A 24,790-nucleotide genomic window follows, 5' to 3' on the forward strand; every position below is an offset into this window, starting at 1 on the left:
ATAACTAAAAAAAACCGATTTTCATGAGTTTGAAAATCGGTTTTTTTGTGTGTTTAAATTCAATTGAATTATTCGGATTTACTTTTTATGAAATCTGTAATTAAATAAGCGATTAATTTTCCTGTTAAATGCTGGTTATTGGTTAAATCTAAATCTGGTGCACCTTCGCAAATGTGGATGTAGGATGCATTTTTATGTTTACCAAAATAATGAACAAATTGTCGGGCTTTATCAACTGAAAATCCAGAATTTGTCATAGCACTTGAATATACACCAGCAATAGCATCTAAATCCATTTCAATTCCAAAAGATTCATTTTTTATGAATTGTAATGCATTTTCTAACTCAACTTCAAAATTCTTTTCTTTTCGTACTTCAATTTCTTCGTAAGTAGTATAATTTATAGTTTCAGGAATAGATTTTATGGTATTGAAAACACTTTTTGAAACATAACCTTCGTGCAATCCAAAAACAAAATATTTTTTTAAAAAATGTTCTTCAAATGCATATGTAAAGCCGTTTCCAGAATGCCTTCCTTCCATAATTCTAAAGTCCGTATGTGCATCAAAATTTATAGCATTTACAATCTTTCCTTTGCCTAATGCCAATCCTTTAATATTTCCATAAGCATTATTATGGCCACCACCAATTATAATAGGAATTTTGCCTGTCTTTACTATTGAACTTACCAAATGTGAAACATCTTTATCAATTTCTTCAACTAATTTGAATAAAGCTTTACGATCTTCTTTAGAATGAACTTCTAATTTTGAAGCAATTGCTGACTCTTTTTCATAATTCAAATGACCTAGCAATAGAATAGAACTTCCTTTACAAAATTTATTGTGTTGTACATTCAATAGGCTTTTTATGGCACTTTTAAATGCTGATGAAGTTCCTTGTCTTCCAAAATTAGCTTTCACACCTATGTCTTCACAAATACCAAAAACCACAAATCTTGATTCAGAATTTTTTATGTGTTCAAAAAGGTCACCTTCATTTGAAATTAAGTTTACTTTTTCACCTAATTTTACTTCACCGCTTCTATAATTGGTATCTTCGGCAAGATGTTTGTTGGTAAAAAGTATTAAATTTTTCATAATTTATTGAATATACAGGTTTTTAAAAATACTATAACCTTAAATTATTTCGTTATTCTTATTAAAGAGTGTAAATTTGCAAAAAAATAATTTAATAATGGAAAATTCTCAAAACAATTCAAAACTTAAAGCAATAATCTTAATTCTGTCTTTACTGCTTTTAGGTAGTTTAGCTTACATGTTTAAAATGAGTTCTGATACAAAAACAGAAATTCAAGAAAGTGAAACAAAATATGAAACTATTCTTTCAGAAAAAGATTCAGTACTTAAGGACTTAGAAGAAATGAAAGCTAAGTATGATGAAGAAATTGCATCTAATACTACATTAAAAGCTGATTTAGAAGCTGAAAAAGCTAAAGTTGAAGCTTTAATTGTGAGAGTTAAAAAAGGAGAATCGGTAGCGCATTATAAAAATGATTATTTAAAATTGAAAAGAGAAATGGACAGTTTAGTAGCTGAAAATTTAAATTTAAAAGAAGAATTAGAAGCTGTTAATTCTAGTTTAGCAAATACGAAAGATAGTTTGTCTGAAACAAGAACATATAACGAAGAATTGTTAAATCAAAACGAAGACTTAGCAAAAAAATACGAAAAAGGACAACGATTAGTAATTACAAATTTAAAAACAATTGCTGTTAAAGAACGTAATTCAGGAAAACAAATCGAGACAGAAAAAGCAAGTAGAGTTGACAAGTTAAAAATCAGTTTTACAATTGCTGAAAATGAATTAGCTCAAACAGGTGTAAGAGATTATTATGTTCAAATCATTGATAGTAAAAACAATGTTATGGGCGAAAAGAAAACCATAAACTTCAATGAAAAAGTTTTGAATTATAGTTTTATCACATCTGTTAAATATGAAAACAATACTATGAATGTGGTTAAAGAATTAAGCAGTTCTAAATTTGAAAAAGGTTTATATTATGTAAACATTTTTGATAAAGGCGAACTTGTTGCCAATTCACAATTTGAATTAAAGTAGAAATAATAGCTCTCTAAAAAAGCGTTTCAATTTGTTTTGAAACGCTTTTTTTATTTTATAAATTGACCTTCAATCATCACACTTTCAATTAAATTACTAGTAAATTCATACGGAATTTGATAAAATGAATTCAATGGTTTTGTGATTAAAATATTAGCTCTCATACCTTTTGTTATACTTCCATGAGTTTTTGAAATTCCCATTGCATAAGCACCATTTATTGTGGCAGCATTTATTGCTTCCTCTGGAGTCATTTTCATTTTTATACAAGCTGCAGCGACAACAAAATTCATGTTTCCAGAAGGCGTTGTGCCAGGATTAAAGTCTGTAGCCAAAGCTAATGGTAAACCAGCATCAATCATTTTTCTTGCTGGCGTGTATGGAATGGAAATAAAATACGAGCAACTTGGTAGAGCAACTGGCATTGTTTTACTATTTTTTAAAATTGCAATATCATCATCCGTAACTAGTTCTAAATGATCTACAGACAAAGCTTCATTTTCAACACAAGCTTTAATTCCGTTAATTGCTGTAAATTGATTGACATGAATTTTAGCTTTTAATCCATATTTATTTCCAGCAAGCATTATTTTCTTGGTTTCATCTACAGAAAAATAACCGGTTTCTAAAAAAGCATCAATATAATCTGCCAAATGTTCTTCAGCTATTTTCGGCAAAATTTCATTAATTATTAAATCAATATAAGCTGCATGATTTTCTTTGTATTGTTCTGGAAATGCGTGTGCTCCTAAAAAAGTAGCTTTTATTGCTATTGGATAATTTTCTTTCAGTTTTTTTATCACTCGAAGCATTTTCAACTCTCCTTCAACGGTCAAACCATAACCTGATTTAATTTCAACAGCGCCTGTTCCTTGAGAGATTACTTCTTCTAACCTGATTTTTGATTGATTGTAAATTTCTTCTTCAGAAGTTGCATTAAGTTTTTTAGCAGAATTTAAAATACCACCACCACGACTTGCAATTTCTTCATAAGAAAGTCCGTTAATTCTATCCACAAATTCCTGAACTCGATTTCCTGCATAAACTATATGTGTATGACTGTCAACCCAAGTTGGTAAAACAATTTTTCCTGAAACATCAATCACATTTTTATCGTTATGATTAGGACAATTTTCCATATTGCCATAATCCAAAATCAAATTATTTTCAATCATTAAAAAAGCATTTTCAAGTTTTGGTAAAATAGCCATTGCTGCACCCGAAACCATCTCTACAGAAGTTTCTCTTACTTGTAAAAGCTCTTTGATGTTGATAAGTAATGTTTTCATTGTTTGTAATAATTTTGGTAAAAGTAAACTTGATTTTTAAAATCTCCTACCTTTGATGAACTAAATTTTATTGTTTTGAAAAAAATTAAATACAAAAAAGGAAGAAAAGTACATCCAAATCAGCTCGAATATACTGGAATTTATACTGATAAAGCCACTGAAATGCAATTGTTTGTATATGACGATCAAAAGTTTTCAGAATACAAGAAAATATTAGTTAATGATTTTTTAAAACTTAAAGTGGACTCAAACAATAATTGGTTAAATCTTCACGGTTTAAATGATGTTGAATTGATTAAAGATCTTACAGATCATTTGCATTTAAATAGTTTGATTGTTTCAGATATATTAAATATTTCTAGAAGAACTAGTTTGGACGAAGTAGGCGATAGTTTGTTTTTTAGTATTAATTCCATTTTGCCATCAGAAAATAAAGAATTTATAACAGTAGAACAAATTAGTTTTTTGTTGAAAGATGGTTTGGTAGTTTCTTTTCAAGAAAAAAAAGGTGATTTTTTTACCCATATCAGAGAAAGAATTAGAGCCGATATAGGTATCGTTAGGAAGAAAAAAGTCGATTATTTACTCTATTTGCTTTTAGATGCAATTATTGAAAATTTTTTTATAACAATAGAAAGTAAAGAAATTAAAATTGAAGAATTATTAGTGGCTTCAAAAACAGCTGATGATCCAACAATTATGCAGGAAATTGAAAAAACAAGAGAAGTATTTCAATTTTTAAAACATTCAATTATTCCTTTAAAAGAGGCTTTATTTACCATTAAAACCATCAAAGATGACGATGTTTTAGATCTAATACAACCTTCTAATTTTGTTTTTTTTGGAAGATTACATAATAAAACTGTAGAGCTTTTAGAACAAATAGAATACGATATGAATTCTCTTGAAAGTGCTAGTAATTTCTTTTACACAGCTCAAAACCATCGTATGAACGAAGTCATGAAAATCCTAACGGTAGTTTCATCCATCTTTATGCCTCTTACATTTATTGTTGGACTTTATGGCATGAACTTCGATTATTTACCAGAATTACATTATAAATATGCTTACTTTTTTGTGTTAGGAGTCATGTTTTTTATAGTGATTTTTATGATACTTTACTTCAAACGAAAAAAATGGTTTTAATTGTTTATAACTAGTGGAAAACCTTTTATTTTAACACTTTTATAATCTAGGTTAAAAAATTAAATTTGTCCATGCAACACAACGTACTAATTTTAGATTTCGGTTCACAATACACGCAGCTTATTGCTAGACGTGTTAGAGAACTTAATATTTTTTGCGAAATATTTCCATACAACAATCCACCCAAGGATTTGTCAACTTACAAAGCAGTAATTTTATCAGGAAGTCCATTTTCTGTTAGAGCTGATGATGCACCACACCCAGATTTGTCAGAAATTAGAGGTAAAAAACCACTTTTGGCAATTTGCTATGGGGCACAATATTTAGCTCATTTTTCTGGTGGAGAAGTAGCTCCGTCCAATATTAGAGAATATGGAAGAGCCAACTTATCTTACATAAAAGAAAATGAAGGTTTTTTGGAAAACGTTTCAGAAAACAGTCAAGTTTGGATGAGTCATTCCGATACAATTAAAACATTACCAACAGGAGCTGTTAAATTAGCAAGTACAAAAGATGTTGAAAATGCAGCGTACAAAATTGAAGGTGAAACTACCTACGCAATTCAATTTCATCCAGAAGTTTATCATTCTTCAGATGGAAAACAAATGCTTGAAAACTTTTTAGTTAATATTGCCGAAGTGCCTCAAACGTTTACTCCAAATGCTTTTGTGGAAGAAATTATTTCTGAAATGAAAGAAAAAATCGGAAATGATAAAGTGGTTTTAGGATTATCTGGAGGTGTTGATTCTACTGTAGCCGCAGTTTTATTGAATAAAGCTATTGGTGATAATTTATATTGCATTTTTGTTAATAATGGTCTTTTAAGAAAAGATGAATTCCAAAATGTTTTAAATCAATACAAAGGCATGGGATTAAATGTCAAAGGTGTTGATGCTTCAAAAAAGTTTTATGATGCATTGGCTAACTTAGATGATCCTGAAGCGAAAAGAAAAGCCATTGGTAATGCATTTATTGAGGTTTTTGATGATGAAGCACATTTACTTACCGATGTTAAGTTTTTAGGACAAGGAACCATTTATCCAGATGTTATTGAATCCGTTTCAGCTACTGGTGGTCCAAGTGCTACCATTAAATCACATCATAATGTAGGAGGTTTACCTGATTTTATGAAGCTTAAAATTGTTGAACCTTTACGAATGTTATTTAAAGATGAAGTAAGAAGAGTTGGTAAAACTTTAGGTATTGATCCTGAATTATTAGGGAGACATCCTTTTCCTGGGCCAGGTTTAGCCATCAGAATTTTAGGAGATATTACTCCAGAAAAAGTAGCAATTCTTCAAGAAGTTGATGCCATTTTTATTAACGGTTTGAAAGAACACGGTTTGTATGACAAAGTTTGGCAAGCTGGAGCTATTTTATTACCTGTTAATAGTGTAGGTGTAATGGGTGATGAACGTACTTATGAAAAAGTTGTTGCTCTGAGAGCAGTAGAGTCAACTGACGGAATGACTGCGGATTGGGTTCATTTACCTTACGAGTTTTTAATGAAAATATCCAACGAAATAATTAATAAAGTAAAAGGAGTTAATAGAGTAGTTTACGACATAAGTTCTAAACCACCGGCAACCATTGAATGGGAATAGTTGAATAAAAACTAAATGCAATGAAAAGAATAATCATTTTTATCCTATTGTTTTTTATCAATTTGTCTACTGGTCAAACTGCAAGTAATTTTGATATTAGTAAACATAAAGTAGTTTTGCACAAAGTTACTTTAGGAGAAACTATGCTTATTATTTCAAAAAAATATTTAGTCAATCCAACAGAAATATATAAAGTAAATAAATTTAGTGTTGACGGTTTAGAAAGAGGTATGATTCTTAAAATACCTAATACCAGCATTATGCCTGAAGATAAAAACAGAGTCAATTTAAATGCTGTTCCTGATAGTATTAAGTCTAAACAAGGATTATTAGAATTCCCGATCCTTATTATTTTCAGCCTATTGAAGCTCCTAAACACGTTGTAATAAATGGAGAAACTGTTTATCAAATTGCACAAAAATATAATCTTTCAGTTAGTCAACTTTTAAAATTAAATAAAGAAGAGTTAAAAAATGGAATCAAGGAAGGTTTGTTATTAACGGTTGAACTTCCCACAGAAAACACGAACAATCAATTAAAAGATTTGACAAAAAACGAAAATCTGAAGGAACAAAATAAAAGCAACTTAGTTAAAGAACAATCAGAATATAGCAATTTAAAATCCAATTCTAAACTAACTAGCTCTGGACCCAATAGTAAAGCCATAAATACTAAGATTGAAAAATTAGCCGACGACTCCAATAAAGTCATTGCTTCAAATATTGTAAATCATGAAGTCAAAAAAGGAGAAACATTAAAATCGGTTTGCGATAAATACGATATTCAACTCTCAGATTTAATAAACGAAAATAAGGAAGCACTTAGAAATGGTTTTAAAGAAGGTGTCTTATTAAAAATTAAAAATAATTCGGTTGGTACAGTTCTTGATTATCAAAAAACAAATATTAATAAACCAACAGAAAACACTAATTTAGACAATAATTCAAAACAAAAACATGTGGTTAAAGAGGGAGAAACAGTATATGCAATTTCTAAAATATATAATGTTAATGTTCCAGATTTAATTAATAATAATAAAGAATTATTGGAAAAACCAATTGAAGTTGGCCAAATTATTGTCATTAAAAATTAATATACATTTCATGAAATCTATTTATAAACTTCTTTTTATCATCTTACTTTCTGTCAGTTCATGGGCACAAAAAAACGATGATTATGTAAAACATACAGTTTTAAAGGGTGAAAATGTTACTCAAATTGCTAAGAAATATAAAGTTTCTCCTTACGATATTTATAGATTAAACCCAAGTGCTAAAGGAGGTATTAAAGAAGGGGAAGTTTTATTAATTAGTTTGATTTTACAAGACAAAAAAAGTAAAAAAGAAGCTAAAAAAGACACAAAAAAGAATTTAGTTGTTTCTGAAAAATATACGGTAAAAGAGCAGGAAACCTTGTATGGACTATCCAAAAAATTCAATGTGAGTCAAGATGAATTAAAAGAATGGAATCCAATTATTGTTGAAAATGGTTTACAAGCTGGTCAAGAATTAACTATCAAAAATCCTAATTTTCAAGATGTTAAAAATCAAACTGATGATTCTAAAATTGAAGCAGTTAAAACTCCTAATGAATCTAAAAGTGAATTAGTAACTGTTCTAAATGATTCAATAAACTACCAACAATATACAATTCTTCCTCGTGAGACACTTTACGGAGTTTCAAAAAAATTTAATGTTTCTCAAATGAAAATTTTAGAGTTAAATCCAATTTTAAAGGAAGGATTTAAAGAAGGTTTAGTTATCAATTTACCAAACTCTAAACTTGAAGAAATTCAACAAAACCATAATAAAGTTGCTTTGGTAGCCAAGAAAAGTAATGAAGAAAAAACATTAGTGATTTTCTTACCTTTCAATATAGCTAAAATGGAATCTGATACGGTAAAATCTAAATCGGATTATTTAAAAGCCGATAAGACTTTAAACATCGCCTTAGATTTTTATGCGGGACAATTGTTAGCACTTGACTCTTTAAAAAAATTGGGTTATAACTTAAAAGTCAAAATATTTGATACTGAATCATCCGTTAGTAAAATTAATGAAATTATTGCTAAAAATGATTTTTCAAAAGTAGATGCAGTTATCGGACCTTTATTTAACAATCAAATTGAACAAACAGCACTTTTATTAAAAAAATACAATATTCCAGTAATTTCTCCTTTGTCTTCTAAAACCGGTAAACCTTTTGAGAATATCTATTATTCGAGACCTACCGAACAAATTGAAAGAGAAGAGTTAATGAAGTATTTTAAGGAGAATAATGGAAATACTTTAGCCATCTTTAGTAAGAAAAAAGTAGCTATTAAAGAAGAATTGCAAGCTCAATTTCCTGATTTAAAAATAGTACCATTATCTGAAAAAGGAGGTGTTACTGAAGCAGGAATTGAAGGGCTTTTAATAAAAGACAAAAAGAATTTTGTGATTTTAGAAACTGAAAGCACAGGAATGACATTAAATGCAACTGGAATTTTATCTAAGTTAAAATCAAAATACGACATTCAGCTGGTAGTTTTAAAGTTATATGATGTTTTAGATTTTGAGGCAATTAAAATTAAAAGCTTAACCAATTTAGATTTGTTGTATCCTAGCAATAACAGGAATAATGATAGTGGTTACTATAAATCATTTGCAAAAAAGTTTAAAAACAGTAATAATATTAATCCTAATTCTTTTGCAACACGTGGTTTTGATGTTACTTTAGATACAGTTTTGAGAATGTATCAAGACGGGGGATTTATTGCTTCCACTACAGAATATGCATCGGAACAATTGGAAAGTAAATTCAATTACATAAAAATTGAAAATGGTAACTACAACAATGCCATTTATTTACAACAATTTATGGAAGATTTAACCATAAAACAAATCAAATAATGGCAACTTCAAATATAACTTATGTTGGAGAACTTAGAACTGTTTGTATGCATTTACAATCAGGAACAGAAATTCTCACCGATGCTCCAACAGACAATCACGGAAAAGGAGAAGCTTTTTCACCAACGGATTTAGTAGCAACTGCATTGGGAAGTTGTATGGTTTCCATAATGGGAATTAAATCCAAAGATTTAGAGGTTGATTTAAAGGATTCCAAAGTTTCTATTACCAAAATTATGCAATCGGAACCCAGAAAAATTGCTAAAATAAAAGTCGTTTTAGACCTATCAATTGCAACATCTGATAAAAATAAAATTATTCTTGAAAGATCAGCCATGACTTGCCCCGTATTATTAAGTCTTCATCCTGATATAGAAAAAGAGGTTGTTTTTAACTGGAAATAATAGAGTTCTAAAACTAAAATTCACTTATCAAATTGACCCATCAAGAACAATTAGTTAAACTTGCTCATGCAAAAATGCCTTTTGGCAAATACGAAGGTTATCATCTAATTGATTTACCAGAATATTATGTGGTTTGGTATAGCAATAAAGGATTTCCAAAAGGTCTATTAGGAGAACAAATGCAGTTGGTGTACGAATTAAAATTAAATGGTTTAGAAGAATTGGTTAGAAATATTCGTAGAAATTTCCAGAAACCTTGATAGACTGTTAATAATTTTAGTTTAAACATTTTAATTTTAACAGAAATTTAAATACTTTTGAAATTAATATTAACTAAAAACATAAACAATGAAAAAAAGCGAAGAAAACTATAATCTTTTAGATTGGTGGAAAAAAGTAGTTATAGATAATTATGCCAATTTTAATGGAAGAGCAAGAAGAAAAGAATATTGGTATTTTGTATTAGTAAATATTATTATAAGTATTCTTTTAGGTATTTTAGATGGAATCGGTGGTTTATTTATTGGTGATCCAGAAAATGGTAATGGAATTTTAGGTTCAATTTCAAGTATAGTTTTTTTAATTCCTTCAATTGCAGTTGGTGTAAGAAGAATGCATGATAATGGGAAAAGTGGTTGGTATTTATTAATTCCAATTTATAACTTTGTATTAGCTGTTTCAGAAGGAGAAAATCAGAAAAATGAATATGGAAATAACCCCAAAGCTCCTATGCATGAAATAAATGAAATAGGAACTTCTGAAGAATAAATTAATTATAATATTTTTTAAAGCCATTTGAATTCCAAATGGTTTTTTTGTTTTTTATAGATTAAATTTTCTGATTTCTAATTTAAAAATTCTAATATTTAAAACTATCTTTGCACGTTTTATAAAAACAAACAACAACACAACAAACAACAAACTAATGAATCAAACGAAATATATTTTTGTTACAGGTGGTGTGACTTCTTCTTTAGGAAAAGGAATCATCGCGGCATCTTTAGCCAAATTATTACAAGCAAGAGGCTATAGGGCAACTATACAAAAATTTGACCCTTATATTAATGTCGATCCAGGAACATTAAATCCTTATGAACACGGGGAATGCTACGTTACAGATGATGGTGCTGAAACCGATTTAGACTTAGGTCACTATGAAAGATTTCTAAACGTTCCAACTTCTCAAGCTAATAATGTTACAACTGGTAGAGTATACCTTTCTGTTATTGAAAAAGAACGAAGAGGTGAGTTTTTAGGAAAAACAGTTCAAGTAGTTCCTCACATCACTAACGAAATTAAAGAACGCATGCAATTGCTTGGTCAAACAGGTAATTTTGATATTGTTATTACTGAAATTGGTGGAACCGTAGGGGATATTGAATCATTGCCATACATCGAATCTGTACGACAATTGTTATGGGAATTAGGGGATGAAAATGCCATTTGTATTCATTTAACTTTAGTTCCTTTTTTAGCTGCTGCTGGAGAATTAAAAACCAAACCAACCCAACACTCCGTTAAAACTTTAATGGAAAGTGGTATAAAAGCAGATATTCTTGTTTGTAGAACAGAACATGAATTGTCTGATGAGTTGCGACAAAAATTAGCTTTATTTTGTAATGTTAAAAAGGAAGCGGTTATTCAATCTATTGATGCTTCAACAATATATGATGTGCCTAATTTAATGCTTGAAGAAGGATTAGATACGGTCACTTTAAAAAAATTAGGTTTACCAGAAAAAAATAGTCCGGATTTAAAAAATTGGAACGAATTTCTTCAAAAACATAAAAACCCTAAACACGAAATTAATATTGGTTTAGTTGGAAAATATGTAGAATTACAAGATTCATACAAATCGATTTTAGAGGCATTTATTCATGCGGGTGCTACAAACGAAACTAAAGTTAATGTCATTTCTATTCATTCTGAATTTTTAAATGACAAAACGGCAGAAAAACAACTTAAAAATCTAGATGGTATATTAGTTGCTCCTGGATTTGGAAGTCGTGGAATTGAAGGAAAAATTGATACAGTTCGTTATGCCAGAGAAAACAAAGTCCCATTTTTAGGAATTTGTCTTGGAATGCAAATGGCCGTTATTGAGTTCGCAAGAAACGTTTTAGGATACTCTGATGCTAATTCTACAGAAATGAACGGGAATACAAAGCATCCTGTAATTAACTTGATGGAAGAGCAAAAAAATGTTGTAAATTTGGGTGGAACCATGCGATTAGGTGCTTGGAAATGTGCCTTAAAAGAAGGTTCTTTAGCTCAACAAATCTACGGGAAATCAGAAATTTCGGAACGTCACAGACACAGATATGAATACAACGGACTATATAAAGATGAATTTGAAAATGCAGGCTTAATAGCTTCTGGAGTGAATCCAGACACTAATTTAGTTGAAATGGTTGAAATTAAAGACCATCCTTTTTTTGTAGGAGTTCAATATCATCCAGAATATAAAAGTACTGTAGCAAACCCACATCCTTTATTTGTGAGTTTTATAAAAGCTGCAGTTAATAATAAATAACTACTAGTATAAATTAAACGTTTGCTTAAGCTTTCGTATTATTAAATAAAAATGGAAGAAAAAAAATTAGACTTAAATTCGATAATTGGTTTTGTACTTATTTCAGGAATTTTGATGTGGATGCTTTATTCAAATTCTCCTACACCTGAAGTGTCAGAGACCAAAGCCAAAGATGAACAAGTTGAAAATCAAACAGAAACAATAGAATCAAATAATAATAATGAAGTTGCTTCTCCTGAAGTAGTTAATGATTCTATTAAAGATGAACAAGCAATTGCTAAACTAGGAGTTTTTGCTTATTCTTCATTACTTCCATCTGCAAAAGAAGAGTTTACCACCATTGAAAATGATTTACTTTCTCTTAAGATTGCCAATAAAGGTGGTTACATTGTTGAAGCAACCGTTAAAGGAATAGAACAATTCGAAAGAGATTCGAAAAAAGAAGTTCAAATAATTAAAGACAATAATGCCGATTTTAATTTAGTTTTAAACACAAAAGATAATCGTGTTTTAAATTCGAAAGATCTATATTTTCAACCAATTTTAACTAAAGATGGTAAAAATCAAGTGTTAACTATGCGTTTAAAAGCAAGTGAAACTCAGTTTTTAGAGTATCGTTATGTTTTAAAACCTAAAGAATACATGTTAGATTTTGGTATTAAAACCCAAGGTTTAACAGAGGTTGTAAATACTTCAAAGCCATTAGAATTAGAATGGCAATTAAAGACTTACAGAAATGAAAAAAGTATTTCTTACGAAAACCGTTACACAGATATTCACTACGAATATGAAGATGGAAAAGACAGTTCTTTAAGTGTTGCAGCAGATGATGATGATACCGCTAAAGAGGTAACCTATATTGCGTTTCATCAACATTTTTTTACTTCTATTTTGTTGACCGATACGCCTTTAAAAACAGTTCAGTTTAAATCTGAAAACTTGGTTATAGACGAAAAAATTAACACAATTTTTACTAAAAAATATTTTGCTAAAGCACCTTTAGATATAAAAAATGGTGAATTAAACTATAGCATGAATTGGTATTATGGTCCAGCAAAATATGATATTTTAAAAGATTATGAAAAAAATCTAGACGAAATTTTACCATTAGGTTGGGGAATTTTCGGTTGGATTAACCGTTACATTTTTATTCCTGTATTTGGTTTTATTAGTGGTTTCATGCCTTACGGATTGGCTATTATTTTGTTTACAATTTTAGTGCGATTGGTTATGTCTCCAATTACTTACAAATCATATCTGTCTCAAGCAAAAATGAAAGTACTTCGTCCAGAAATTAATGAATTAAATACTAAGTATAAAGATAATGCAATGAAAAAACAGCAGGAAACAATGAAATTGTACTCTAAAGCTGGTGTAAATCCTATGGCAGGTTGTCTGCCAGCGGTAATGCAAATTCCTGTTTTCTATGCTTTGTTTAATTTCTTTCCATCAATGTTTGATTTAAGACAAAAAAGCTTTCTTTGGGCAGATGATTTATCTTCTTATGATAATATTTACCCGTTACCATTTAGAATCCCGATGTATGGAGATCACGTAAGTTTATTTCCAATTTTAGCTTCTATTGCTATTTTCTTTTACATGAAAATGACAACAGGTGATCAACAAATGAGTGCTCCAACTCAAGAAGGAATGCCAGATATGGGAAAAATCATGAAAATTATGATTTATATTTCTCCATTAATGATGTTGATTTTCTTTAACAATTATGCTTCAGGATTAAGTTTGTATTATTTTATTTCTAACTTAATTACAATCGGTATCATGTTAGTTATCAAGAATTACATTGTGAATGATGAAAAAATTCATGCTAAAATTCAAGAGAATAAAACTAAAGAAAAGAAAGAAAGTAAGTTCCAAAAGAAAATGAGAGAAATGATGGAACAAGCCGAAGCCCAAAAAGCTCAAAATAAAAAATAAAAAACATGATTTTTATTATAAAAGCCATTCAAATTAATGAATGGCTTTATGTTTTCATAGCATTTTCTTTAATTAAAAAGGACGTATAACTCTGTCAATAGCGTGGATAACTCCATTTGAGCATTGAACATCAGTTAAAACAATGTTTGTTTGTGCATTGATTGCATCAGTAATCACCGTTCCAGCAACTGTAAAAGTTCCACCTTGTAGTGTATTAATAGCAGTTGTAGGAATTCCAGTTGATAAAACGTTTGCTTCACCAACTACATGGTATGTTAAAAGACCTGTTTTTTGTGCATCTGTTAAAGTGCCATACAAATCAATAACTGGTTGTGTAAAAGCAGAATTTAATGGTGCAAAAACAGTAAAAGGAGTCGGAGTTCCAGATGTAGAAGATAAAGTTGGTAATAATCCTTGCGCATCTAACAAACCAGCTAAAGTAGAAAAATTGCCATTAGCAGCCGCATGAGTTACAACAGTTGGTAATCCAATTACAGCATTGACTTTGTGAATTACACCATTTGACGCAACAATATCTGCTTGTGTTACATTTGAAACACCGTTAAGTCTAACCCCATTGGTGGTGTTAATATACATACTCAAGGTATTTGTTGAAGATGCAGAACCAACAGCTAAAGTTTTCACATAACCAGTGGTTAATCCAGTTGATAAATTAGTTCCAGATACTACATGATTTTTTAAAATTTCTGTCAATAGTGGAATTGGAACTTCTTCTAAACTGTTGAAATTGTTTGCAGTCAAAAATGCAGAAAATGCAGCATTATCAGGAGCAAATACAGTGTAAGGACCAGTTTGGTCTAATGTTTGTACTAAACCAGCTCTATCTAGTGCAGATACTAAAATGGAGAAATCTGACGTTCTAGAAGCAATAGCTGAAATAGTATTACTTTGTGTTGTACCTGTTTCATCATCGGTACATGAAAACATTATTGAAGTTGTAACAACTAATAACGTTAATTTGATTAATTTTGCAATGTTTTTCATAGTATTGATTTTTTGTTTAATCAAACTTAAAAAAGAATAAACAAAATTCAAAAATTCAAAATAAAGTTTAACACCTTTTTTTAGAAGTGTTTAGCAAATAATTTGTTTTTTAACGGAAATTTATAAATAATTTAAAACAATTGTTAAAATGAAGAAATATATTCTAAATTTTGTGCTTTTTATATGTTGTACTGCTTTTAGTCAAGAAACAATAAACCAGTTGGATAAAGAAGGAAAAAGACACGGTTTGTGGAAAGGTATTTATGAAGAATCAAAAAGACCTAGATATGAAGGCGTTTTTGAACACGGTATTGAAACAGGAATATTTAAATATTTTGATGATACAAAAGATGGTAAAGTTATTGCCACTAGAGATTTTTCTAAAGGAAACAATTCTTGTTATGTAACTATTTTTGATAGAAAAAATAATATTGTAAGTGAAGGGTTATTAATTAATAGATCATATGAAGGTATCTGGAAATTCTATCACAAAGAGTCAAAAATAGTTATGACTCATGAAAATTATAAACAAGGACAATTAAATGGAACAAGAAAAGTTTTTTTTAACGATGGCTCTTTAGCTGAAATTATGAATTATGTGGAAGGTAAAAAACAGGGTAATTATAAACGATTTGGTATTAATGAAAAAATTATTGAAGAGTTAAATTATAAAAATGATCAATTAGATGGTGAGGCTTTATTTTATGACGGTTTAGGCAATTTAATTTTAAAAGGTCAATATAAAGAAGGCTTAAAATCGGGAATTTGGTACACTTACGAAAACGGAAAAGTGATTAAAGAAGAAAAAGCTAAAAAAATAAACGCTAAAAATTTCATATACATCTTAAATGAAAAAGGAGAAAAAATTCCAAGTGAATTGAAAGATAGAGATGAAAAAGATAAAACAGAAAAAAAATATATAAATACACAAGAAAAGACAAAAGAGAAATAATGAAAAGAGTAGTAGTAGGACTTTCTGGTGGTGTAGACTCAAGTGTTGCGGCATATTTATTAAAAGAACAAGGCTATGATGTTATAGGTCTTTTTATGAAGAATTGGCATGATGATTCGGTTACTATTTCTAATGATTGTCCTTGGTTAGAAGATAGTAATGATGCTCTTTTAGTTGCCGAAAAATTAGGAATTCCATTTCAAACAGTTGATTTGTCAGAACAATACAAAGAAAAAATTGTTGATTACATGTTTCAAGAATATGAAAATGGAAGAACTCCAAATCCTGATGTTTTATGCAACAGAGAAATTAAGTTTGATGTTTTTATGAAAATTGCCCTAGAATTAGGTGCAGATTATGTAGCAACAGGACATTATTGCAGAAAATCTAGTTTTCTAAAAGATGGAAAGGAACTATTTCAATTACTAGTAGGAAAAGATAATAACAAAGATCAATCGTATTTTTTATGCCAATTATCGCAAGAGCAACTTTCAAAAGCATTATTTCCTATTGGTGAATTAACAAAACCGCAAGTAAGGGCAATTGCTACTGAAATGGATTTAATAACTGCTGATAAAAAAGACTCTCAAGGTCTATGTTTTATTGGAAAAGTGCGTTTGCCTGAATTTCTTCAACAAAAATTACAACCTAAAGAAGGAATCATTCTTGAAGTCAATGCTGATGATGCTGTTTTTGAAGTAGTTTCAAATGAGTTTAAAAATAGAGAAGAAGCCTTTGCCTATCAATCTAGAAAGTTAGATTTTTCAAAAGCTGATGCTAAAGTTGTAGGAAAGCACCAAGGAGCACATTATTTTACCAATGGACAAAGAAAAGGCTTGAATGTTGGAGGTACAAAAGAACCTTTATTTATAATTCAAACAGATGTTGAAAAAAATATAATTTATACCGGTCAAGGTTCAAATCATCCGGGTTTGTATAAAAATGCTTTATTTGTAAAAGCGTCAGAAGTGCATTGGATAAGAGAAGACTTAAAATTAAAAGCGAACGAGGAAAGACAAGTAATGGCTCGAATTCGTTACCGCCAACCTTTAGAAAAAGCAACGCTGCATCAATTTGAAACTGGAATGTATGTAGTTTTTGAAAATCCTCAATCTGCCATCACGGAAGGACAATTTGTGGCATGGTATGAGAATGATGAATTATTTGGTAGTGGTGTAATTTCTTAAAAATACAACAATTTCGTGGAAGATTTATTGTACATTATTGGAGGTTTAGTTTTATTAGTTCTAGGTGGAGATTGGTTGTTAAAATCAGCAGTGGGTTTGTCCAACAGATTAAATATTTCTAAAATAATTGTAGGTTTAACAGTAGTTTCTTTTGCTACATCTTTACCTGAACTTATTGTTAGTGTAAATGCTGCTTTAGATGGATATTCGGATATTGCTGTTGGCAATGTTGTGGGTTCAAATATTGGAAACATTGGTCTTGTACTTGGAGTAGTATTATTAATTAATGCCATTCAAATTGATAAAAGTTTTTTTGCGACGGATTGGCCTACAAAAATGATAGCTTCCGTTTTGTTGTTTGTTTTCTTAATCATGGATGGAGAATTAAGTAGAGTAGAAGGGTTTATTTTTATTGCTTTATTAATTGTATTCTTATTTTATTTAGTCAAACAAAATAAAAAAGTTACAATTGAAGTTCCAGAAGTAAAAGAGAAAGAAATGTCTTATCTTTTAATTTTAGGATTTTTAGCAGTAGGTGGATTTGCACTTTGGGCTGGATCAGAATTATTAGTAAATGGAGCCGTAAATTTGGCTGAAAACTTAGGAGTAAGTAAGCGAATTATTGCTGTAACTGTTGTTTCAATTGGTACAAGTATTCCAGAATTAGCCTCTTCAGTTATTGCGAGTATAAAAAAAGAAAATGATATTTCAATAGGAAACATAATTGGCTCAAACATATTCAATATACTAAGTGTTTTAGGAATTACAGCCATCATTAGTCCCATAAAAAATATCGATAAAAGTATTATGTCACAAGATATTTATTGGATGCTAGGTTTTGCAATCATCTTGTTACCATTGGTTCTTTTACCTAAAAGAGGAAGTTTAAGTTTTAAAGAGGGAATACTTTTATTGTTAGCTTATACAACATTCATTTATTTTACTATTTCTTAAATTTCGGTAAGAATTTTATATATTTGAAGTAAATAATAAATCATGAAAAAGTTTATCCTAATAATTTTAGTCTTAACTTCTTTTTCAGTGTTTTCTCAAGAAGATGCTTGGATTTATTTTACCAATAAGCCTGAAGCTGCAACATATTTGTCAAATCCTTTGTCAATGCTTACCCAAAGAGCTTTAGATAGAAGAACCAATCAAAATATTCCTTTAGATGTTAAAGATGTACCCATTCATCAAGATTATTTGAATCAAATTTTAAATGCTAACGGAATTACTGTTAAAGCCAAATCAAAATGGTTAAATGCGGTACATGTAAGAGGAACTCAGTCTAATATTGAAGCGTTGAGTTTATTTTCCTTTGTAAGTTATATTGATTTTGCCAATGGAAATTTAAATGCAAAAGCTTCAAGTTCATCAAGTAGTAATGTATTAAACAGCATCAATAAAAATTTAGACGCAACTATTGATTATAATTACGGAACTTCGGCCAATCAAATACAAATGTTGAACGGTCATTTGTTGCACGAACAAAATTTTACAGGTCAAGGAAAAATTATTGCCGTTTTAGATTCTGGTTTTACTGGTGTGAATACTGCGATGCCATTTCAAAATCTTATCAATAACAATCAAATTTTAGGAGGATATAATTTTCCAGATGCGAATTCTAATTATTTTGCAAGACATTTTCATGGTACTTATGTACTTTCTTGCATGGGTTCAGTAGTTGAAAATCAGTTAATTGGTTCAGCACCAAATGCTCAATACTACTTATTTATTACCGAAGATGTAAATGAAGAAAACCCAGTAGAAGAATCTTATTGGGTGGAAGCTGCCGAATTGGCTGATTATTATGGTGCAGACATCATCAATACTTCATTAGGGTATTTTGGTTATGACAATCCTTCCTACAGTTACACTTATAACGATATGAATGGAACAACATCATTTATATCAAGAGGTTTAAACATTGCCCATTCTCGTGGAATGATTGTGGTTGTAAGTGCAGGAAATTCGGGTGCAACAGCTAATCCAAATATTGGAACTCCAGCTGATGCTTTAAAAGCGTTTACAATTGGAGCTATTGATAGTAATGAAAATTATGTAAGTTTTAGTTCTGTCGGACCAACTTTTGACGGTCGAGTAAAACCAGATGTGGTGGCCAAAGGTTTAGGTGCAACTTTAAGCGATATCAATGGAACTATAATTACAGCAAGTGGAACATCTTTTTCAAGTCCAATAATGGCAGGAATGGTAGCTTCTTTTTGGTCAGCTATGCCTAATTTAACAAACGATCAAGTAATTCAATTCATCAAAGAATCTTCAGATAATTTCACAAATCCTACAACTCAAAAAGGATATGGTGTTCCCGATTTTCAATTGGCTTTAAACAATGCCTTAAATTTAGAAAATGTAGTTGACAATCATCCCGTTTTATATCCAAATCCTGTAGAAAATGAATTTACTTTATTGACTAATTTTACAAATACAAAGCTTTATATTTTTAATGCAATCGGACAATTAGTTGATGAAAAAGAGATCATGAGTAAACAAGGGGTTTATTCCTTGTCTAATTTAAACTCGGGAATTTATTTTTATAAAATTGAAACTTCAAACAAAACCTTTACAGGGAAAATACAAAAAAAATAATGAATAGAATTACAAATCTATTTCAAATAAAATACCCAATTATACAAGGAGGTATGATATGGAATAGCGGTTACAAATTAGCCAGTGCTGTAAGTAATGCAGGTGGTTTAGGATTAATTGGTGCAGGTTCAATGTATCCAGATGTTTTAAGAGAGCACATCCAAAAATGTAAAAAAGCCACAAAAAATCCTTTTGGAGTAAACGTTCCAATGTTATATCCAGATTTGGAAGAAATTATAAAGATTATTATTGAAGAAGAGGTTAAAATAGTTTTTACTTCTGCAGGAAATCCTAAAACTTGGACGCAACATTTGAAAGATAATGGCATAAAAGTTGCACATGTTGTTAGTAGTTCAAAATTTGCTTTAAAAGCTCAAGATGCTGGTGTTGACGCAGTAGTAGCTGAAGGTTTTGAAGCTGGAGGTCACAATGGAAGAGAAGAAACTACAACTTTAACATTAATTCCAGTTGTAAGAGAAAATATTACTATACCATTAATTGCTGCTGGAGGAATAGCTTCGGGAAAAGGAATGTTAGCTGCAATGGCTTTAGGTGCTGACGGAATCCAAATGGGAACCCGTTTTGTGGCTTCAGTTGAATCTAGTGCGCACGATGCTTTTAAAAATACGGTTGTGGAAGCAAATGAAGGTGATACACAATTAACGTTAAAAGAGTTAGCTCCTGTAAGATTGGTTAAAAATAAATTTTTTCAAGATATTCAAGAATTATACACTAAAGGTCCTTCAAAAGAGGAATTAGAACAATTATTGGGAAAAAGAAGGGCCAAAAGAGGCATGTTTGAAGGTGATTTAATTGAAGGTGAATTGGAAATTGGTCAAATTTCAGGTTTAATTCATGACATATTACCAGTTAAAGACATTATAGTAAAGGTGATGAATGAATTTTATAACGCACAAAAAGAAGTACAACAATTTCAATTTTAAAAAATGCAAAACAAATTAAAAATAATACTAGTTGCTTTGTTAATTAGTTGCTCTGGATTTTCTCAAAAGGTAATTTTTGAAACTACTGGATTTACCGTTTTAGAGAAAAATAAAAAAGGGGAATGGAAAGATTGGTCTGATTTTACAGCGTCAAAAATGATTATTAAATTAGATGGTGATAATCATAGAGTCGTTGTTTATTCTGAAGTTATTCAGTTGTTTAGCATTGTCAAGTATAATGATCCTGTGTCCAATGAAACGGATAATATCGTATCATTGAATTGTATTGATAACGAAGGTGTTGATTGTAATGTTTCGGTTTTTACGCGAAAAAAACAAGGCAATAGAATGCAACTTTACATTACTTACGACGATTTAATTATTGCTTATAACATTATAATGCAGAAAGAAGATGCTCCAAAAGAAGAGTAGTAATTAATAGTTATTAAACATTTTGTGACCTAAATTAATACTTTTCAACATTTTTTTGACTTATTATCGCTTTTTTTAAGCATTTTATAGATTTTGTTAATAACTTTTGCTAATTTTATTATTTATCGTTAAATTGCGATTCATTTAAGTTGGTAGAAACTATGGGATTAACTAAACGTGTTGGTTTTAAACAAGATGTAAATGATGTAGCAAATGTTTTCAAAGCATTAGGACATCCTGCAAGAATTCAAATTATGAATGTTTTGTTAAACACCAAAACGGCAACTTGTGGAGAAATTGTAGGAGTGCTTCCTTTAGCGCAATCAACGGTTTCAAAACATTTGTTAGAACTTAAAAAGGCTGAATTGATTAATATTTCTTTTCTAGGAAAAAATTCTATTTATTCAGTAGAAAAATCTAAACTCAGTATATTAAGTCAATTTATTGATAATTACATAAATAGTTACGATTTTAAACCATTAAAAATAAAAGAAAAAGTAGTAAAACTGAACAAATCTTCAGTTAAATTAGTTGAAAAAAAGGAAGTTACAAAAAAACACATTCACTTAAAGAATTTCAATTACGAATTCAAAAATAAAAAACAATAGATTACATTAGTTAAATTATCCTATAAATAAATAGGATTTTTTTTTGAATATAATTTAAGATTCTCTTTACTTTCAATTCATAACTTATAATTACTTTTGTAAAAATTTCAAGCATGAAAAAATTATTCGCATTATTATTTTTATTTTCTTTAGCAAAATCTTTCAGTCAAGAGCAACCAAAATTAGTCGTAGGAATTGTTGTAGATCAGATGAAAATGGAATATTTGTACCGATTTTCAAATGATTTTTCCGAAACGGGTTTTAAACGTTTAATGAGAGAGGGGTACACGTTTCAAAATATGCATTATAATTATATGCCAACTTACACGGCACCAGGACATGCTTCCATTTATACAGGAACAACGCCGACTACTCACGGAATTGTAGGGAATGATTGGTTCAACAAAACTACTGGAAAAGACATGTATTGTACTGATGATGAAAATGTAAAAACCATTGGAGACGGAACTGATAGTGAAGGAAAAATGTCGCCAAAAAATTTACAAAGTACTACAATCACAGATGAATTAAAATTAGCCACCAATTTCAAAGGAAAAGTAATTGGAATGAGTTTAAAAGATAGAGGTGCTATTTTACCAGCAGGACATTTTGCAGATTGGGCTTTTTGGTATAGCAAAACAGGTGCTTTTATTTCAAGTACTTACTACGGTGAAAGTTTACCAAATTGGGTAACAAATTTCAATAATGCTAAACATTACGAAACCTACATTCAAAAGGGTTGGGAATTATTTAAACCAAAAGAAACCTATAACGAAAGTTTAACAGATAACAGTCCTTATGAAGGAAAACTATATAAGAAAACCCCTTTTTTTCCATACAATTTAAAAGACATGTATGACAATAATGATGCAGGTGTGTTGCGTTCAACTCCTTTTGGAAATAATTTGTTAGCTGATTTTGCCAAAGAAACCATTGAAAAAGAGGCTCTTGGAAAAGATGAAATTACTGATTTTTTAACCGTTAGTTTTTCTTCTACAGATTATATTGGACATATTCTTGGACCAAGATCAATTGAATTACAAGACACTTATTTGCGTTTAGATGAAACTATAGCCGACTTTTTAGCTTATCTAGATAAAAATGTAGGAAAAGGAAATTATTTAGTGTTTTTAACTGCTGATCATGCTGGTGCTGAAAATGTTTCGTATTTGAAAGATAATAAATACGATGTCAATAACTTAAATTCTAAAACTATAAAAAATGAATTAGTTGAGTTTTCTAAAACCACTTTCGGAGAAGATTTAATTTTAGATTATTCTAATTTCAATTTATTCTTTAATAAAGATTTAATCAAGAAAAAAGAATTAGAACTTTCAAAAGTGAAAGAAGAATTTACTAATTATTTATACCAACAAAAATTCGTTAAAAGAGTATATACAGAAGAACAAATTTTAGCTTCTTCTGGAGCTGATTTTTATTTAAATTTTATTGCAAATGGTTATGATCCAAGTCAAAATGGTGAATTAGTTATAACTTTAAAACCGGGTTATGTAGAATATTCTTCAACTGGAACAACTCATGGCAGTCCTTATACGTATGATACACATGTACCTTTGTTATTTTATGGTTGGCACATTAAAAAAGGAGAATCTTTTGACCGAAAAGAAATCACACAAATTGCTCCAACACTTTCTCAATTACTAAAAATCACTTATCCAAACGGAACTAAAGCAGAGTTGTTACAAGAAGTTTTGAATAAAGATGAAAGTGTAATCACTAAAGAGCAAAGGAGATAAATACAAAAAACACGATTTAATTTTACTTGAATCGTGTTTTTATTTTACATATAGTCTTTCTTAAAAACTAATCTCTACCTGATTTCTCAAGATATCTTCAAAAGTTTCTCGTTCACGAATTAAATGTCCTTTTCCATTCAACCATAAAACTTCTGCAGGTTTTACTCTAGAATTATAATTTGAAGCCATTGAAAAACAATAAGCACCTGCATTTCTAAAACATAAAATGTCACCTTCTGTAATTTCTGAAATTCTTCGGTTGTTGGCAAAGGTATCCGTTTCGCAAATGTAACCCACAATAGAGTAAAAACGTTCTTTTCCCTTTGGATTGGATATGTTTTCAATATGATGTTGCGAACCATAAAGCATTGGACGAATCAAGTGATTAAAACCCGAATCAATTCCAGCAAAAACAGTTGAAGTAGTTTGTTTTACAACATTCACTTTTGCTAAAAAGAAACCAGCTTCACTTACCAGAAATTTTCCTGGTTCGAATGCTAATGTCAATTCACGACCATATTCTTTCTCAAAAGCTAAAAAGCGTTTGGTTAATTTTTTTCCGAACTCTTCTACATCAGTTTCAATATCATCCTTTTTGTAGGGAACTTTAAATCCACTTCCAAAATCTATAAAATCTAATTCTTTAAAATGTTTTGCCGTATCAAATAAGATTTCAGCTGCATACAAAAACACGCCAACATCTAAAATGTCTGAACCTGTATGCATGTGAATACCGTTGATGTGCATTTTTGTATTTTCAACAATACGTAATAAATGAGGCAATTGGTGAATTGAAATTCCAAATTTACTATCGATATGACCCACAGAAATATTAGCATTTCCACCAGCCATAACATGTGGATTTATACGAATACAAACAGGAACTTTAGGATGTTTAGTTCCAAATTGCTCTAAAATAGAAAGATTATCAATGTTAATTTGAACTCCTAATTGTGCTACAGTTTCAATTTCTTCCATGGAAACTCCGTTTGGAGTATAAATAATTTGAGAGGGTTGAAAACCAGCATGCAATCCCAATTGTACTTCTTGAATTGAAACAGTATCTAAACAAGAACCCAAACTTTTCAAATATTTAAGTATGGATAGGTTTGACAAGGCTTTAACGGCATAATGTACTCTAAAACGTTCTACTTTACTAAATGCATTAGTTAATCTTTTGTATTGTGATTCTATTTTCTTAGCATCATAAACGTATAATGGACTTCCAAATTCTTCTGATAATTGAACTAATTCCTGTGTTTTCATATTCTTTTTTTATTGGTGCAAAAGTAAAATTAAAATCTATATATTTTATAAAATTTACAAATATTAACAAAATATAACAATTTGTTATTTTAATACATTTGTTCTAGCCCAGACAGGAACGGCATCCTTTTGCTTTTTTTTAAAG

The 24,790-nt window shown here is 29.7% G+C and carries 23 protein-coding genes; 19 read left to right on the top strand and 4 right to left on the bottom strand.

What is annotated here, in order from left to right:
• Window positions 1–68 precede the first annotated feature (68 nt).
• Window positions 69–1,100, bottom strand: coding sequence for a formimidoylglutamase (locus ACTF56_RS02335; protein WP_438965299.1), 1,032 nt, complete (start codon window positions 1,098–1,100; stop codon window positions 69–71).
• 97 nt (window positions 1,101–1,197) lie between these two features.
• Between ACTF56_RS02335 and ACTF56_RS02340 the strand changes: the two genes are divergently transcribed.
• Complete coding sequence (locus tag ACTF56_RS02340) at window positions 1,198–2,082, top strand: hypothetical protein (protein WP_438965300.1); 885 nt, start codon at window positions 1,198–1,200, stop codon at window positions 2,080–2,082.
• Between the two features lie 50 nt (window positions 2,083–2,132).
• Here the strand turns inward: ACTF56_RS02340 and hutI are convergent, their stop codons facing one another.
• On the bottom strand, window positions 2,133–3,371 hold the full coding sequence (hutI, locus tag ACTF56_RS02345) for an imidazolonepropionase (protein WP_438965301.1): 1,239 nt from the start codon (window positions 3,369–3,371) through the stop codon (window positions 2,133–2,135).
• Between the two features lie 75 nt (window positions 3,372–3,446).
• Between hutI and corA the strand changes: the two genes are divergently transcribed.
• The 10 genes from corA (at window position 3,447) to yidC (ending at window position 13,887) form a co-directional block, all read left to right on the top strand.
• Window positions 3,447–4,517, top strand: coding sequence for a magnesium/cobalt transporter CorA (corA, locus tag ACTF56_RS02350; RefSeq protein ID WP_438965302.1), 1,071 nt, complete (start codon window positions 3,447–3,449; stop codon window positions 4,515–4,517).
• A gap of 71 nt (window positions 4,518–4,588) precedes the next feature.
• On the top strand, window positions 4,589–6,121 hold the full coding sequence (gene guaA / locus ACTF56_RS02355; protein WP_438965303.1) for a glutamine-hydrolyzing GMP synthase: 1,533 nt from the start codon (window positions 4,589–4,591) through the stop codon (window positions 6,119–6,121).
• Window positions 6,122–6,141: 20 nt separating this feature from the next.
• Window positions 6,142–6,507: a LysM peptidoglycan-binding domain-containing protein gene (locus ACTF56_RS02360; protein WP_438965304.1), complete on the top strand. Its 366-nt coding sequence runs from the start codon at window positions 6,142–6,144 to the stop codon at window positions 6,505–6,507.
• A gap of 158 nt (window positions 6,508–6,665) precedes the next feature.
• A complete protein-coding gene (locus ACTF56_RS02365) occupies window positions 6,666–7,214 on the top strand; it encodes a LysM peptidoglycan-binding domain-containing protein (RefSeq protein ID WP_438965305.1) in 549 nt (182 codons plus the stop codon).
• Between the two features lie 10 nt (window positions 7,215–7,224).
• Window positions 7,225–9,012, top strand: a complete 1,788-nt coding sequence (locus tag ACTF56_RS02370; RefSeq protein WP_438965306.1) for a LysM peptidoglycan-binding domain-containing protein — start codon at window positions 7,225–7,227, stop codon at window positions 9,010–9,012.
• Window positions 9,012–9,416 carry an OsmC family protein gene (locus ACTF56_RS02375; protein WP_438965307.1) on the top strand — a complete coding sequence of 135 codons (405 nt, stop codon included), beginning with the start codon at window positions 9,012–9,014 and terminating at the stop codon, window positions 9,414–9,416. Before ACTF56_RS02370 ends, ACTF56_RS02375 begins: the two co-directional genes overlap by 1 nt.
• A gap of 32 nt (window positions 9,417–9,448) precedes the next feature.
• The gene (locus tag ACTF56_RS02380; protein WP_438965308.1) at window positions 9,449–9,676 is read left to right on the top strand and encodes a DUF3820 family protein; all 228 of its coding nucleotides are present in this window, start codon (window positions 9,449–9,451) and stop codon (window positions 9,674–9,676) included.
• An 88-nt stretch (window positions 9,677–9,764) separates the two neighbouring features.
• Entirely contained in the window at window positions 9,765–10,184 is a 420-nt protein-coding gene (locus ACTF56_RS02385) for a DUF805 domain-containing protein (protein ID WP_438965309.1), read from the top strand.
• A gap of 157 nt (window positions 10,185–10,341) precedes the next feature.
• The gene (locus tag ACTF56_RS02390; protein WP_438965310.1) at window positions 10,342–11,949 is read left to right on the top strand and encodes a CTP synthase; all 1,608 of its coding nucleotides are present in this window, start codon (window positions 10,342–10,344) and stop codon (window positions 11,947–11,949) included.
• Window positions 11,950–12,000: 51 nt separating this feature from the next.
• Window positions 12,001–13,887 (top strand): membrane protein insertase YidC, encoded by a 1,887-nt coding sequence (gene yidC / locus ACTF56_RS02395; RefSeq protein WP_438965311.1) that lies wholly within the window; start codon window positions 12,001–12,003, stop codon window positions 13,885–13,887.
• A gap of 72 nt (window positions 13,888–13,959) precedes the next feature.
• Here yidC and ACTF56_RS02400 read toward each other — a convergent pair whose 3' ends face one another.
• Window positions 13,960–14,892, bottom strand: coding sequence for a fasciclin domain-containing protein (locus ACTF56_RS02400; RefSeq protein ID WP_438965312.1), 933 nt, complete (start codon window positions 14,890–14,892; stop codon window positions 13,960–13,962).
• Between the two features lie 148 nt (window positions 14,893–15,040).
• On the opposite strand from ACTF56_RS02400, the gene ACTF56_RS02405 reads away from it, so the two are divergent.
• The 8 genes from ACTF56_RS02405 (at window position 15,041) to pafA (ending at window position 23,379) form a co-directional block, all read left to right on the top strand.
• Window positions 15,041–15,844 (top strand): toxin-antitoxin system YwqK family antitoxin, encoded by an 804-nt coding sequence (locus tag ACTF56_RS02405; protein WP_438965313.1) that lies wholly within the window; start codon window positions 15,041–15,043, stop codon window positions 15,842–15,844.
• Complete coding sequence (gene mnmA, locus ACTF56_RS02410) at window positions 15,844–17,031, top strand: tRNA 2-thiouridine(34) synthase MnmA (protein WP_438965314.1); 1,188 nt, start codon at window positions 15,844–15,846, stop codon at window positions 17,029–17,031. Before ACTF56_RS02405 ends, mnmA begins: the two co-directional genes overlap by 1 nt.
• A 15-nt stretch (window positions 17,032–17,046) precedes the next feature.
• Window positions 17,047–17,985, top strand: a complete 939-nt coding sequence (locus ACTF56_RS02415) for a calcium/sodium antiporter (RefSeq protein ID WP_438965315.1) — start codon at window positions 17,047–17,049, stop codon at window positions 17,983–17,985.
• Between the two features lie 42 nt (window positions 17,986–18,027).
• Window positions 18,028–19,638 (top strand): S8 family serine peptidase, encoded by a 1,611-nt coding sequence (locus ACTF56_RS02420; protein ID WP_438965316.1) that lies wholly within the window; start codon window positions 18,028–18,030, stop codon window positions 19,636–19,638.
• Window positions 19,638–20,582 carry an NAD(P)H-dependent flavin oxidoreductase gene (locus ACTF56_RS02425; protein ID WP_438965317.1) on the top strand — a complete coding sequence of 315 codons (945 nt, stop codon included), beginning with the start codon at window positions 19,638–19,640 and terminating at the stop codon, window positions 20,580–20,582. Before ACTF56_RS02420 ends, ACTF56_RS02425 begins: the two co-directional genes overlap by 1 nt.
• A 3-nt stretch (window positions 20,583–20,585) precedes the next feature.
• On the top strand, window positions 20,586–21,014 hold the full coding sequence (locus ACTF56_RS02430; protein WP_438965318.1) for a hypothetical protein: 429 nt from the start codon (window positions 20,586–20,588) through the stop codon (window positions 21,012–21,014).
• A gap of 161 nt (window positions 21,015–21,175) precedes the next feature.
• Window positions 21,176–21,622, top strand: coding sequence for an ArsR/SmtB family transcription factor (locus ACTF56_RS02435; protein WP_438965319.1), 447 nt, complete (start codon window positions 21,176–21,178; stop codon window positions 21,620–21,622).
• A gap of 113 nt (window positions 21,623–21,735) precedes the next feature.
• Window positions 21,736–23,379, top strand: coding sequence for an alkaline phosphatase PafA (pafA, locus tag ACTF56_RS02440; RefSeq protein WP_438965320.1), 1,644 nt, complete (start codon window positions 21,736–21,738; stop codon window positions 23,377–23,379).
• A 60-nt stretch (window positions 23,380–23,439) separates the two neighbouring features.
• Here the strand turns inward: pafA and lysA are convergent, their stop codons facing one another.
• Window positions 23,440–24,645, bottom strand: a complete 1,206-nt coding sequence (gene lysA / locus ACTF56_RS02445) for a diaminopimelate decarboxylase (protein WP_438965321.1) — start codon at window positions 24,643–24,645, stop codon at window positions 23,440–23,442.
• Window positions 24,646–24,790: the final 145 nt, after the last annotated feature.

Source organism: Flavobacterium sp. (assembly GCF_965657075.1).
Lineage (GTDB): Bacteria > Bacteroidota > Bacteroidia > Flavobacteriales > Flavobacteriaceae > Flavobacterium.

Excerpts from the sequence above, each read along its gene's own strand:
- ACTF56_RS02335 (WP_438965299.1), bottom strand. The coding sequence starts at position 1,100 with ATGAAAAATTTAATACTTTTTACCAACAAACATCTTGCCGAAGATACC.
- ACTF56_RS02340 (WP_438965300.1), top strand. The coding sequence starts at position 1,198 with ATGGAAAATTCTCAAAACAATTCAAAACTTAAAGCAATAATCTTAATT.
- hutI (WP_438965301.1), bottom strand. The coding sequence starts at position 3,371 with ATGAAAACATTACTTATCAACATCAAAGAGCTTTTACAAGTAAGAGAA.
- guaA (WP_438965303.1), top strand. The coding sequence starts at position 4,589 with ATGCAACACAACGTACTAATTTTAGATTTCGGTTCACAATACACGCAG.
- ACTF56_RS02360 (WP_438965304.1), top strand. The coding sequence starts at position 6,142 with ATGAAAAGAATAATCATTTTTATCCTATTGTTTTTTATCAATTTGTCT.
- ACTF56_RS02370 (WP_438965306.1), top strand. The coding sequence starts at position 7,225 with ATGAAATCTATTTATAAACTTCTTTTTATCATCTTACTTTCTGTCAGT.
- ACTF56_RS02375 (WP_438965307.1), top strand. The coding sequence starts at position 9,012 with ATGGCAACTTCAAATATAACTTATGTTGGAGAACTTAGAACTGTTTGT.
- ACTF56_RS02385 (WP_438965309.1), top strand. The coding sequence starts at position 9,765 with ATGAAAAAAAGCGAAGAAAACTATAATCTTTTAGATTGGTGGAAAAAA.
- ACTF56_RS02390 (WP_438965310.1), top strand. The coding sequence starts at position 10,342 with ATGAATCAAACGAAATATATTTTTGTTACAGGTGGTGTGACTTCTTCT.
- yidC (WP_438965311.1), top strand. The coding sequence starts at position 12,001 with ATGGAAGAAAAAAAATTAGACTTAAATTCGATAATTGGTTTTGTACTT.
- ACTF56_RS02400 (WP_438965312.1), bottom strand. The coding sequence starts at position 14,892 with ATGAAAAACATTGCAAAATTAATCAAATTAACGTTATTAGTTGTTACA.
- ACTF56_RS02405 (WP_438965313.1), top strand. The coding sequence starts at position 15,041 with ATGAAGAAATATATTCTAAATTTTGTGCTTTTTATATGTTGTACTGCT.
- mnmA (WP_438965314.1), top strand. The coding sequence starts at position 15,844 with ATGAAAAGAGTAGTAGTAGGACTTTCTGGTGGTGTAGACTCAAGTGTT.
- ACTF56_RS02420 (WP_438965316.1), top strand. The coding sequence starts at position 18,028 with ATGAAAAAGTTTATCCTAATAATTTTAGTCTTAACTTCTTTTTCAGTG.
- ACTF56_RS02425 (WP_438965317.1), top strand. The coding sequence starts at position 19,638 with ATGAATAGAATTACAAATCTATTTCAAATAAAATACCCAATTATACAA.
- ACTF56_RS02430 (WP_438965318.1), top strand. The coding sequence starts at position 20,586 with ATGCAAAACAAATTAAAAATAATACTAGTTGCTTTGTTAATTAGTTGC.
- ACTF56_RS02435 (WP_438965319.1), top strand. The coding sequence starts at position 21,176 with ATGGGATTAACTAAACGTGTTGGTTTTAAACAAGATGTAAATGATGTA.
- pafA (WP_438965320.1), top strand. The coding sequence starts at position 21,736 with ATGAAAAAATTATTCGCATTATTATTTTTATTTTCTTTAGCAAAATCT.
- lysA (WP_438965321.1), bottom strand. The coding sequence starts at position 24,645 with ATGAAAACACAGGAATTAGTTCAATTATCAGAAGAATTTGGAAGTCCA.